The sequence below is a fragment of the Sediminibacterium sp. genome (assembly GCF_051861365.1).
In the GTDB taxonomy this organism is placed as follows: Bacteria; Bacteroidota; Bacteroidia; order Chitinophagales; family Chitinophagaceae; genus Sediminibacterium.
The window spans coordinates 1-13,064 of the sequence record NZ_JBHYCW010000002.1 but is presented as its reverse complement, the minus strand read 5'-3'; the positions used below and the strand labels follow the sequence as shown (position 1 = coordinate 13,064).

At 40.1% G+C, this 13,064-nt stretch carries 9 protein-coding genes and 1 pseudogene; 4 read left to right on the top strand and 6 right to left on the bottom strand.

Annotated elements, in window-relative coordinates; genetic code table 11:
- Nucleotides 1–117: 117 nt before the first annotated feature.
- Complete coding sequence (locus ACTIEV_RS00890; RefSeq protein ID WP_439515888.1) at nucleotides 118–534, top strand: GtrA family protein; 417 nt, start codon at nucleotides 118–120, stop codon at nucleotides 532–534.
- On the opposite strand, the gene ACTIEV_RS00885 is transcribed toward ACTIEV_RS00890, so the two are convergent.
- A complete protein-coding gene (locus ACTIEV_RS00885) occupies nucleotides 524–2,737 on the bottom strand; it encodes a NosD domain-containing protein (protein ID WP_439515887.1) in 2,214 nt (737 codons plus the stop codon). The two genes, ACTIEV_RS00890 and ACTIEV_RS00885, sit on opposite strands and share 11 nt — an antisense overlap.
- A gap of 200 nt (nucleotides 2,738–2,937) precedes the next feature.
- On the opposite strand from ACTIEV_RS00885, the gene dnaK reads away from it, so the two are divergent.
- Nucleotides 2,938–4,854, top strand: a complete 1,917-nt coding sequence (gene dnaK / locus ACTIEV_RS00880) for a molecular chaperone DnaK (protein ID WP_439515886.1) — start codon at nucleotides 2,938–2,940, stop codon at nucleotides 4,852–4,854.
- 53 nt (nucleotides 4,855–4,907) lie between these two features.
- Here the strand turns inward: dnaK and ACTIEV_RS00875 are convergent, their stop codons facing one another.
- A complete protein-coding gene (locus ACTIEV_RS00875) occupies nucleotides 4,908–5,141 on the bottom strand; it encodes a hypothetical protein (protein ID WP_322195742.1) in 234 nt (77 codons plus the stop codon).
- Nucleotides 5,142–5,442: 301 nt separating this feature from the next.
- Entirely contained in the window at nucleotides 5,443–6,393 is a 951-nt protein-coding gene (locus ACTIEV_RS00870) for a class I SAM-dependent methyltransferase (protein WP_439515885.1), read from the bottom strand.
- A gap of 98 nt (nucleotides 6,394–6,491) precedes the next feature.
- Between ACTIEV_RS00870 and ACTIEV_RS00865 the strand changes: the two genes are divergently transcribed.
- Both ACTIEV_RS00865 and ACTIEV_RS00860 read left to right on the top strand, forming a co-directional pair.
- On the top strand, nucleotides 6,492–8,123 hold the full coding sequence (locus ACTIEV_RS00865) for a M14 family metallopeptidase (protein WP_439515884.1): 1,632 nt from the start codon (nucleotides 6,492–6,494) through the stop codon (nucleotides 8,121–8,123).
- Between the two features lie 20 nt (nucleotides 8,124–8,143).
- Nucleotides 8,144–9,889, top strand: coding sequence for a M14 family metallopeptidase (locus tag ACTIEV_RS00860; RefSeq protein ID WP_322195739.1), 1,746 nt, complete (start codon nucleotides 8,144–8,146; stop codon nucleotides 9,887–9,889).
- Between the two features lie 49 nt (nucleotides 9,890–9,938).
- Here the strand turns inward: ACTIEV_RS00860 and ACTIEV_RS00855 are convergent, their stop codons facing one another.
- From ACTIEV_RS00855 to ACTIEV_RS00845, 3 genes and pseudogenes are all read right to left on the bottom strand, one after another.
- Complete coding sequence (locus ACTIEV_RS00855; protein ID WP_322195738.1) at nucleotides 9,939–11,129, bottom strand: pyridoxal phosphate-dependent aminotransferase; 1,191 nt, start codon at nucleotides 11,127–11,129, stop codon at nucleotides 9,939–9,941.
- A gap of 166 nt (nucleotides 11,130–11,295) precedes the next feature.
- Nucleotides 11,296–12,543, bottom strand: a complete 1,248-nt coding sequence (locus tag ACTIEV_RS00850; protein WP_322195737.1) for a serine hydrolase — start codon at nucleotides 12,541–12,543, stop codon at nucleotides 11,296–11,298.
- A 134-nt stretch (nucleotides 12,544–12,677) separates the two neighbouring features.
- Nucleotides 12,678–13,064: pseudogene (locus ACTIEV_RS00845) on the bottom strand (IS110 family transposase); the annotation flags it as partial.

Sequence of the window (13,064 nt, the reverse complement as noted above, 5' to 3'; positions counted from 1 at the left end):
GCGCAAAAGTAATTAATTAACACCTACCTTAGCGGCTTCATGCGAAACTTGCACGAACATATCCGGACCTTGATCCTATCTGTGGTTGATTTTTTCTATCCCATTTTTCGAAAGTTCATGCCACATCAGACCTACCGTTATGCGGCTTGTGGCGGCTTTAATACCTTGCTCGATATTACACTTTTCTTTATTGCTTATAATTATGTATTTGAAAAGCAGGTCATTCACCTGCTCTTTATATCCATCAGTGCCCATATCGCTGCATTTTTAGCTGCTTTTGTCATCACTTTTCCGGTGGGTTTTTACCTGAGTCGATATGTGGTCTTCCAGGAAACATCTGTTGCCAAAAGAAAGCAAATCAGTAAATATTTTCTGGTGGTACTGGGCTGTTTATTACTGAATTATGTGTTTCTAAAACTTTTTGTAGAAGTGTTCGGATGGTATCCAACCTTATCAAAGATCATCACTACTTTTTTTGTGGTCGCTTTTAGCTATTTCTCACAAAAGAACTTTACGTTTAAAGCTAATAGTTAATGATCTTCTGTTGAAAGATAATTTTTTCTTCTTGTTTTTTCTGTGGATGGATATAAAACATCAATGTCGCAATACCTGTGCGTTCAGCGTGAATTACTTTTATTTCATGTACGCCTCTACTTAATTCCAATAGTCTTTTATGATGTGTTAATTCATCCAATGCAGTGTATTTCGGATCCCATGCATCAATAAGCAGTTTCCCATCTACATATACTTTCACATAATCATCAGCCGTAATACCTATATCATAAAAACCTGCTTCTGTTTCAATGGTAGTAGTGGCAACGGTTGCAAATGAATCAACAGGTAAGTTTTTTCCAATGGCTCCCCACCAGGTAAAATCCAATTTGTCAAAAGTGCCATGATGAATAGGTGTGGAAGAAAGCAATTGCATAAAAGCATCTTGGTTTGTTGTGGGGTCTGTTTCTTCATTCCATGAAAACCACTGCAGCTTCCAATTTTGTTGGGGTTGGTATCGTTCATAGCCGAATAAGCTGCCACTACTACCAACTTTCCCAAATTGATCTATAAATACATCACCTTCATATTCAAGTTTGATCTCTTTGAAAACAATATTGGGTATTGGTTTCGCCACCAAGAATGAAGGAAAACTATCGGTTCCTTTTTCTTTGATCTCAAATCCTGTTATATTCTTTATTTTCCAATTACCGATTGACCCCAATACTTCAAAGTGATAGATGCCTGCACTGTCTATTTGTTTCAACCATAACAATGGATAACTAAAATTGTAGGGACCCCATTGTGTCATGCGAATATTGTCTTTTCCTTTTGGGTATTCATGGATAGGTCTTTTCGTTACAGGAATTTTTTTGAGCCGTTCATCCGGCACATAATCCATATCCAATGGATCATCTTCCCTTGAAGTATCAATATCATTCGTTCTATCGCCTAACTTCAGACCGGTAGTATGAGCCATTTTCAGGTTGCCACTGAAAGCCACAGTATCCGTTCCCATAATATCATACACCGTTTCAGTGGCTGTAAACTGGTTCACCGCTATCCAGTAATTCTTGCTTTTGGTATCCCTTAGCTGTGCATATTTCCAATCAGCAGGCTGCTGCTCCCTCGACCATAATTTGATGGCTGTTTTGTCATACAAAAAACGATTCAGGGCGATATTGTTGTTTTGCCCGTGTTCAATGGCAATACCAATTCTATTCAATGCAAAATCATTGTCTGTAAAATCGCTCTCATAACTATACCCACCCCAAATACCATGATCACAATCACGGATCACATTTTTCATGATCAGATTCCGGCTAAATGTTACTTCTACACCATTGGTGGGAGCATAAGAAAAGTCATTCCCATATACAAAGTTGTCATTACAGCCGCCCTCACCTGTATCCATGGTATGTTGTCCGGCCCAAAGGAAAAATCCATCACCACTATGCGTAGCACTATTAAAGGTAAAAATGTTGTGGTTGCATTGTTCAAAAACCAGAAAGCCGGCACTGTCTTGTCCGCGTTTGTACTTGCCATGACTATAACCACGCACATTCCAATCTACGCGGTTATGATAAATGAGGTTATAGCTACTCCTGTATAAACCAATACCAACACCGGAATTGAAAGAGAAGTTATTATCTGATACTGTTACGCTGTCGCATAAAGTCATCATCAATCCGCATTGTCCATTGGTAACCGTATTTCCTGCAATTTTTGCGCTATTGCATTTCCGCAGATAGATACCGGCTCCATAGCGCATCCATTCATCCTGCTCATTTTTATGGTAGCTCATCCAATCGCTGATATCTTCTCTGTCGAGATTGCTTTTCAAATGTTGTCGGTAGTTAAAACTCAGATCGCAATGCTGAATGGAAAGACCGGCAACGCTATCGGCCAGTATGGCAATCTTATAGCCATTGATATATGCGTTGTTGATCTGTATATTTCTAGAGCCGGGCATGATCTTAATGGCGATACCCTCAAATTCATCCGGTCGCTGCTGATCTGTATTCCCTTTCAGGATGACACCGGTAAAATCTAATTGGATGTTTTCTCCGGACACCTGGATCAAAGGCTGGTCTTCCTCAACACTTATTTGATAAACACCCGGCGTCAATCTGCCTGAACTGCTGATAATAAGCCCCTTTTTGGGGGTGATCAAGGGAAGTTCCTGAGCCGAGGCAGCAAAAAAGGATAAAATGAATAGTACAAAAGTCGTCCATTGGATTCGCATGCTTAAAACTAAGGTTTTCTCTTATTAGAGATGCAAGGCGTTCATTTTTACATATCCTACTGCCATAAACGCATTGATTGGCAAGGTTTTCGGTAAAGCCAACAGGGTGGAGCAGGGCATTCTGACATTTTTTCATTTATTCCTGTCGTGGCATAATGATTGACATTGGAAAGCCGATTATTCACCAGAAATCAATAGTTATGGGCAAAATAATAGGCATTGACCTTGGAACAACGAATAGTTGTGTGGCCGTTATGGAAGGTAACGAGCCGGTAGTGATTGCAAATGACGAAGGTCGTAGAACAACCCCTTCCGTAGTGGCATTCCTGAAAAACGGAGAGCGTAAAGTAGGTGATCCTGCTAAGCGTCAGGCCATTACCAATCCGCAGAACACCATCACCAGTGTGAAGCGTTTTATGGGTCGTCGTCACGACGAAGTGACCGAAGAGATCAGCCATTGGAGCTATAAAGTAGCAAAAGGTGACAATAATACCGTTCGTGTAGCGATCGATGATCGTTTATATACCCCTCAGGAAATTTCTGCCATGGTGCTTCAGAAAATGAAGAAAACGGCTGAAGACTACTTGGGTCAGGAAGTAACAGATGCGGTAATTACTGTACCTGCTTATTTTAATGATGCACAGCGTCAGGCTACCAAAGAAGCGGGTGAAATTGCCGGACTGAATGTTCGCAGAATTGTGAATGAGCCTACTGCTGCGGCACTGGCTTATGGGTTGGATAAAAAAAGTGTGGATCAGAAGATCGCCGTATTCGATTTAGGCGGCGGTACTTTTGATATTTCAATTCTTGAATTGGGAGATGGCGTATTTGAAGTAAAATCTACCAATGGAGATACCCACTTGGGTGGTGATGACTTTGATAAAGTGATCATGGACTGGTTGGCTGATGAATTCAAATCACAAGAAGCAATCGATTTGCGTAAAGACCCCATGGCTTTACAGCGTTTGAAAGAAGCGGCTGAAAAAGCAAAAATTGAGTTGAGTTCTTCTGCAGAAACTGAAATCAATCTGCCATATATCACGGCGGTAGATGGTGTTCCTAAACACCTGGTATTAAAACTCTCACGTGCAAAGTTTGAAGCTTTGGCTGATAATCTTTTTGCTCGTTGTTTGAAACCTTGTGAGGCGGCACTGAAAGATGCAGGATATTCTACTTCTCAGATAGATGAAGTGATCCTGGTAGGTGGTTCTACTCGTATTCCTAAAGTGCAGGAGATCGTTGAGAAATTCTTTGGAAAGAAACCTAACCGTGGTGTGAATCCGGATGAAGTGGTAGCTGTAGGTGCTGCTATTCAAGGTGCGGTATTGACCGGTGAAGTGAAAGATGTATTGTTATTGGATGTAACTCCATTAGGATTGGGTATTGAAACCATGGGTAGTGTGATGACCACCATGATTCCATCCAATACTACGATCCCTACCAAGAAAACAGAAGTATTCTCTACCGCTAGCGATAACCAACCCGGTGTACAAATCCATGTATTACAGGGTGAGCGTCCGATGGCGAATCAGAATAAGAGCTTAGGTATCTTTAATCTGGATGGTATTCCACCGGCACCAAGAGGTGTTCCTCAGATCGAAGTAACATTTGATATTGATGCGAATGGTATCCTGCATGTAAGTGCAAAAGACAAAGGCACCGGAAAAGAGCAAAAGATTCGTATTGAAGCGGGTAGTGGCTTGAGCAAAGAAGAAATTGAAAAGATGAAGGCGGAAGCGAAAGCCAATGAGGCTTCTGATAAAGAAGCGCGTGAAAAAGTAGAGAAGCTGAATCAAGCAGATAGTCTGATCTTCCAAACCGAGAAGCAATTCAAAGAGTTTGGTGATAAGATCCCTGCCGATAAAAAAGCGCCGATCGAAGAAGCCCTCAATAAACTGAAAGAAGCACATAAAAATCAGGATATCCCGGCAATTGATGCTGCTATGGCTGAAATGAATACTGCATGGACTGCGGCCAGTGAAGAAATTTACAAGGCACAGCAAGCAGCCGGTGCACAACCGGGAGCAGATGCTGCTCAAGGAGCCACTGCTGATCAGTCTAACGGTAACACTAAGAATGATACCGTAGAAGATGCGCAGTTTGAAGAAGTGAAATAAGTAGAACTCAAAACGATACAAGCCCTGTTCCGATGATTTGGAACGGGGCTTTTTTATACTTGCTGAATCATGGTATTATCACCGTGTACTTCGTTGACACTTCTGGGATTCTCTTTAGCATGAAGGATGCGATATTTTTCAGCAGGACTCAATCGCTTCCACCAGTCTTTGGCAGTTGCTCCAAACAAGATCATCGCTTTGATCTCAATGAATAACAATTCACTGGTAGAAAAGACTCTTGCCTCACGATAGGGTTTGTATGAAGATGAATGTTTGTAAGTATACATGTTCAATGTTTTTGCAAAGCTATTTTCTTTGATTGTGATTCGATGTTTTGATGGGAAAAACAGGTATAAATACAGGTAGATATACTTGGAATGGCCAATCTGTATATATGGTATAGTTGCTGTAAACTACTTGTATACGGCTTTTGGCATGGGATGGGTTAGAAAGGTAAGCCAAACGAATACCGAATGAATATTAAGTGGGAAACGAAGTGTATGCGGACTTGTAACGGACTTGTAACGGACTTATAACGGAGTGTAAGCGCTGTAGAACGAATGCGTAGGGAGAGTCTACATGCTTGATCTATTTAATGATTCTGTAACACCAACGCTTTAACTTTCCTTCAAAATCAAAAGGGGTAGTAGCTTTAGTAATGTCTTTGATCTCTGTAGCTTTGATCTCTTCTGTAGCCAAAATGAATTTGGTAAAATTGGTACTGAAGAAAAGCGTTCCTCCCTTGGTCATGGCTGCCAATACATCATTGATGAGTTCCACATGATCTCTTTGGATATCCAGAAAATCTTTCATGCGCTTACTGTTACTGAAAGTAGGAGGGTCCATAATCACCAAATCAAAACTTTCGGGTTTCAGCGTTTTCAAATACTGCTTTACATCTGCATGCACAAAGAAATATTTATCCTTATCCTTGAAACGATTGATGACCATATGATCTTCAGCCCAGTTCAAATAAGTCTTCGACAAATCAACAGAAGTTACCGAAGATGCGCCTCCGGCAGCTGTATACACCGAAAATGAACCCGTGTAACAAAAGAGATTCAGCACTCTTTTTCCCGAAGCCATCTCTCTGGCCATTTGTCTGGTGGTACGATGATCTAGAAATAATCCTGTATCTAAGTAATCCGTTAAGTTCACTAAAAATTTCAACCCATTTTCTTCTACTGTGAAGAATTCTTTTTTGCTGTCTATCTTCTCATATTGCTCATCTCTGTGCGACATTTTTTTTCGCTGTCTCACAAAAACATGTTCTTTCTTAATGCCGGTAATCTCACTGATCACATCAATACAGGTATCCAACCATGCATCATGTTCTTCATCGGTCATACCATGTCTACGTAAGTATTCTGCCAGATAGATCCTGTCTTCATAAAATTCTATTGCAAAGGGAAATTCGGGGAGGTCATGATCGTATACACGGTAGCAGGAGATATTCATTCGCTTAGCCTGCTTATGTCTGTGTTTATAGACTTTCAGCAAGCGATTATAAAACATTTCCAGTTTTGGATTCTCTGACATGGCACAAAGATACTATTCGACATCCCTTCCTCCATTCACGTAAAATGAGTTTTATAAGTCGGGCTTTACAGTATATTTAGTACCCAAAACTAAATTGCATGCGAAAACTATTGTTTACGGCACTGGTATGCTGCGCTGCAGGTTCTGTACTTGCACAGGATTACAGCAATACCGCCGAACAGGCAAACAGGCTGAATGCCTTGGTAAAAGCCTATCCACAATCAGCTTCTCTCAAATCTCTGACCAAAACCAATGGAGGAAAAGACATTTGGCTACTGACCATTGGTAGCGGAAAAACAGAGAATAAACCCGCCATTGCAGTCATTGGAGGTGTAGAAGGCAATCATTTGCTGGGCACCGAATTGGCGATTGGCTTTGCAGAACAACTGCTGAAAGCTTCCGGCACAGATAGTATTAAAAATCTCCTGTCCAGAACCACTTATTATGTGTTCCCGAATATGAGTCCGGATGCGATGGAACAATATTTCTCCAAGTTGCGCAATGGTCGCACAGGCAATGCTACAGCTACCGATGATGATCGTGATGGTAAAACGGATGAAGATAGATGGGATGATCTGGATGGTGATGGTAAAATCACCTTCCTGCGTGTAGAATCTGTAACAGGTGATTATAAAGTTCATCCTGATGATGCTCGTGTATTGATCAAAGCAGACATCAGCAAAGGAGAAAAAGGGAAATATAAATTGCTGACAGAAGGAATTGACAATGATAAGGATGGTCAATTCAATGAAGATGGGGAAGGCGGAATTGCTTTCAATAAAAACCTTACCTATAATCACAAGACTTTTACTTCAGGAGCAGGTGATTATCCGGCATCAGAAAAAGAAACCAGAGCCATGCTTGATTTTTTATATGATGCATTCAACGTATATGCGGTTGTAAGCTTTGGAACTAATAATAATCTTTCCAACCCCATTCCCTACAATCCGCAAGCAGCTGCACAAAGAATTGTGGCGGGCTTGTTAGAGCCGGACGCAAAAGTAAATGGTATGGTAAGTGATCTTTACAATAGAGTAACCGGTTCTAAAGACGCTCCAAGAACTAATGTAACAGTTGGTGATGTTCTGTCTTGGGGTTATTTTCATTATGGTCGTTATAGTTTTAGTACACCGGGTTGGTGGGTACCAAAGACCAGACCTGATACCGCTAAAAAAGAAAAAGTATTTACAGTAGAAGATGTAAATGCTAATTATTTACGCTGGGCTACTCAGCAGGGTATTACCAATACATTCACAGAATGGAAAACCATTCAGCATCCTGATTTCCCTGGACAAAAAGTGGAAGTAGGTGGAGTTGATCCTTATGCGATGATGAATCCGCCATACAAAATGGTAGAGCCGGTTGTCAAAAAGCATACTGAGTTTTTAGTAAAGCTTGCCGCACATCAACCCGAAATCGGTATTGAGAATTTGAAAACAGAAAAACTCGCAAACGGCTTAACACGTGTGAGTTTGGATTTGATCAATAAAGGTGGGTTGTCTACCCATAGCAAACTGGGTGAAAGAAGTTATTTCATCAAGAAGATAAAAGTAGCTGTTCAAACTTCAGGGAAACAAGAAGTAGTGGGTGGAAGAAAAATTCATCTGCTGAATAGTATTGATGCGAACGGATCTGAATCATTCAGTTGGGTTATCAAAGGAACCGGAAAACTGGTGATAGAGGCCGGTTGTCCAACAGCAGGCAATACATCTATTGAAGTCAATCTTTGATCATCACAAATCATTCAACTATGAAACGTTTTAGTAAAAAAATATTGACAAGTCTGCTGGTACTTATTACCGGCATGACCGTTCATGCACAATTACCCAATCAGGTATTCAAAGCGGCCGGGTCTCCTGTTAATCCGAAAGTGACGGTAACCTGGAATCGTTATTACGATCATGCCGGAATTAGTGAGATCTGTAAAAAGATTGCCGCTGCGTATCCTGATCTGGCTAAACTACAATCCATTGGTAAATCATTCGAGGGCAGAGATCTTTGGTGTTTGACCATCACCGATTTCAAAAAAGGCAATCCTGATCGTAAACCCGGAATGTATATCGATGGTAATATTCACTCGAATGAAATCCAAGGTGCTGAATTTGCTTTGTATACCGCTTGGTACTTAACAGAATCTTTTGGAGATACTCAATTTATTCAGGAGTTATTGGAGGATAAAGTGTTTTATATCGTTCCAACCATCAATCCTGATGCAAGAGATAGCTACATGCATAAGCCCAATACCGGCAGCTCTCCACGTTCTGGTGTAATACCGGTAGACAATGATGGAGATGGGCAAGTGAATGAAGACAGTTATGATGATATCAATAATGATGGACATATCACTATGATGCGCAGAAAGAATCCCAATGGTCGTTGGAAATTAGATCCCAAAGATCCACGCAATATGATTCAAGTGGGTCCGGATGAAAAAGGAGATTATGAATTATTGGGAATTGAAGGCATTGATAATGATGGTGATGGAAGAGTGAATGAAGACGGCTACACTTTTGAATATGATCCTAACCGTGATTGGGGTTGGGGATGGCAGCCGAATTATATTCAAAATGGTGCCTATAAATATCCTTTCTCTTTACCCGAAAACAGAGCAGTGATGGAGTTTGTAATGAAGCATCCGAATATCGCTGCAGCACAATCATTCCACAATGCGGGTGGTATGATCCTTCGTGGTCCGGGTGGACAAGAAGACATTGGTACTTATAATGCACAGGATATTGCAGTGTATGATGCCATTGCAAAAAAAGGAGAGGAGTTGATTCCGGGATACAAGTATTTAGTAGTGTATAAAGATTTGTATTCTGCATATGGTGGTGAATTGGATTGGTTTTATGCAGGAAGAGGCATTTATACTTATTCCAATGAATTATGGACGCCGTATCTGATGTACATGCGTGATGCCACTCGTGATCCATTTGATAATGCCAGTTATAGCTTTGATCGTTATTTGTTGTTTCAGGATGCATTTGTACCCTGGAAAGAATATGATCATCCGCAATATGGGAAAATTGAAGTAGGTGGGATGAAGAAAAATTTTGGTCGTGCGCATCCGGGTTTCTTATTAGAGTCTGATGCACATCGCAATATGGCTTTCAGCATTTATCATTGCTTCCACACGCCTAAACTAGAAGTATCTGAGATTACTGAAAAAGACCTGGGTGATGGATTGAAAGAAGTAACGGCTGTTATTTATAATGGCAGATTAATGCCTACGCATAGTAGTCAGGATGCCAAGAATAAAATTGAACGTCCAGATTATATTACACTTACTACTACCGGTAAAATACTCAGTGGCATGCAGGTGGAGAATAGAGATTTGAATTTAAGCAAGGAACAAACCAATAATCCTCAAACCATTGAAGTACCCAATATTCCCGGATTGGGATCGGTGACTGTGAAATGGATTGTGCAGGGAGGAGGAAAATACACGGTGAATGTAGACAGTAAAAAAGGCGGTACTGCTACCGCCTCAAAATAAAGTAATCTGTGAATCTGTGGCTAATATGAAAGCCACAGATTCACAGATTTTATTTCAGTTTCGCCAATGCCTCTTTGATTCTTCCCCAAGCTTTCTCAATATTCCCCATGCTATTGGCAAAGGAGAAGCGTACACATTTTGGTTCTCCAAATGCATCTCCCATTACAGAAGATACATGTGCATTGTTGAGAATATACATGCTAAGATCAGCCGCGTTTTGAATGGTTTGTGTTCCATCTGATTTACCATAGTAAGCACTTACATCCGGAAACACATAAAAAGCGCCTTCAGGTTCAAAACATTTGAATCCGGGTATTTCACTCACTAATTGCAGGGTTCTCGCTCTTCTTCTTGTAAACTCTTCTGTCATTTCCATCGATGGACGAAGATCCCCAGTTAATGCCGCTACTGCAGCTTTCTGTGTGATGGAATTGGTGCCACTGGTAAACTGTCCTTGTAATTTTTCACAAGCTTTAGCGATCTGAGCACTTGCAGCAATGTATCCTAAACGCCATCCCGTCATGGCGAAGCCTTTGCTCAATCCATTGATCAATACCACACGGTCTTTTAAATCTTCAAACTGTGCAATGCTTTCATGTTTGCCCACAAAATTGATGTACTCATAGATCTCATCAGAAATGATGGCAATATTGGGATGCTTACGAAATACAGCTGCCAATGCTTCCAATTCCGCTTTGTTGTATACAGCGCCGGATGGATTGCAAGGAGAAGAGAACATAAATACTTTGGTTCTCGGAGTAATCGCAGCTTCTACTTCTGCGGCAGTGGCTTTGAAATGATTTTCAACACCGGTTCTGATCTCTACTACTTTACCTCTGGCAATTTTCACCAATTCAGAATAAGTGACCCAATAGGGAGTTGGAATGATCACTTCATCACCTTCGTCTACCAATGCTAAAATAGCGTTGGCTAAACTTTGTTTGGCACCTGTTGAAGTAACAATATTTTCAGGTGCATAATCAAGATGGTTATCGCGTTTGAGTTTGGTGCAAACGGCTTCTCTCAAATCAAGAAAACCGGGAACAGGGGTATAGTGACTCCAGTTATCATTGATAGCTTTGATAGCGGCATCTTTGATATGCTGGGGTGTATCAAAATCGGGTTCACCTAAACTGAGATCAATCACATCAATGCCTTTGGCTCTGAGTTCACGACCAAGCTTAGCCATCTTAAGGGTTTCCGGTTCATTAAAACGATTGAGAAGCGATGATAATTCCATGATTCTTTACATTAACTAAAATCTGTACATGAATTTTTGCGAGCGAAAGTTCGTAAAAACTATGCAAACGCCTGTAAGTTTTAAAGCAAATGCACTGTTTTGGTTAAAAAATGTGCAGTATTTGTTTATCAATACGCATTTCCCGGTTGGCATTAGCGCTTTTTATTCAATAACTGAGCACGAACTTATCTAAATTGGGTAGTCGCTTTTTCTTTCGCTTGATTTCATAGTCATAGATCAATTGTCCAAGATCTCTGAGAAATGGATAACCAATGCTATCATAATCATAACGATCATCATTGAATATCCCATCACTGTTGCAATGAATGGTAGCGCTTAGCATGAATTCAATTTTGTTTTCGAGATCAACGATATAAGCGATATCTGTTAGGAATCCATATGCACCACCAATTTTATTGAAGATGCGAATATGTTTGGGTCTGTCGCCTTTTGCAGCACCATACAATAAAAATTTTACAGATGCATCCCAAACCTCATCTTTTGGGTACAATGGATATTTACTTTCAGGAGGAAAACAACTCATGGCAGCATATAAAAAATCATAATCGTTTTTTTTCAACTTAAATCTGGATTTTTCAGGGAATGACTCCGGAAACAAAACAGATTGTAACATGCTATGAAGATCGTTTAAATAAATGCGATTCTTTTCAGCGAAGTTGAAAGGCTCCTGGATCAAAGTGTTGCCAGACATATACCCTTTACCTAGTTTACAATCAAATGAAGGAAAAACAACATTACTCTTAAGTGAAGGCTGCTCATGCAATACTTTACCATTTTGATCAACAAAATAAACAGGGTGGGTGGTTCTGTTTTGCAGCTCTGTTCTGCTTACACTCAACCAATGTCTGATCACTGCATCCGGATATCCTTTTGCTGTTAATTTTTTTTGGATGTATTCCTGTCCAAGAAATTCATATAGTCTGTTATAAGCATCGTTATCACTCACCAAAAATATTTTCCTGATGAATAAGGCAATACAAGGTCTATCCGGCGAATCATCTAATGTTTTGCCTATATATTTTGATGAATCATGGCTATCTGTAATCATGGTGGTATGCATATCCACCCCTGCAATATTCAACTCATTGAGTTTTTCCAATGCCAGAAAAGCTAGCGGCATTTTCACAGTGCTGGCAGGATAAAAATATTGGTCTTGTTGAAGGTTAAATGCGTAGTCTGTAAACTTGGGTTGGTTCTTACGATCTCGATCAATTTGTGTATACCTGATCTGTACAATCCAGTCTTTTCTGAGCTCCAGTACTTCCCCAAATTGTTCAGGTTTGGTTTGCATGAGTTGTTCTAAAAAAGTCAGGTTCATATTCGATACTTTTTTTGACTGTCCAAACGCAGCTGATAAAGTGATGGAAAGACTGAATAATAATAGTAGGCGCATGGTCAAATGTAATAAATGACGTAGAAATTCTACTTGTTAACGTTTTATACTATTTATACAATCAGAACTGGATTAGGTATTTTAATCTCTAAATATTGTCACTAAAGGCTTTCCCTCCGTTTACTTTTTTTCTCTTAAGTAACTAAATTATCAGGAACCAGTACTAAACCTAATCTTGTTGCTTGTTGCTTTAATTTTTTTAGTTGTCGTACTTTGAATGACTCAAGATATTGATCTCTGTCAAGAGGACAAAATCGTACTTTTTCTTTCATGAGTTTATAAAAGATGACAGCTATTTTTCTTGCAGTGGCCGTGACAGCTCTAGATGTGCCACTTCTCATTTTTATTCGGTTATAAAATATAGCTAACCAATTTTTACTCCTTTGAACTGCAAAAGCTGCCATTTTAAATATTTGTCCGGCTTTGTTCCTTTTCCGAGGAACCCGGCTACTAAGGAGTTTACCACCAGATACTTTATTATTTGGAGCCAGGTTTAGCCAAGCTGTAAAGTGCTTAGCGGT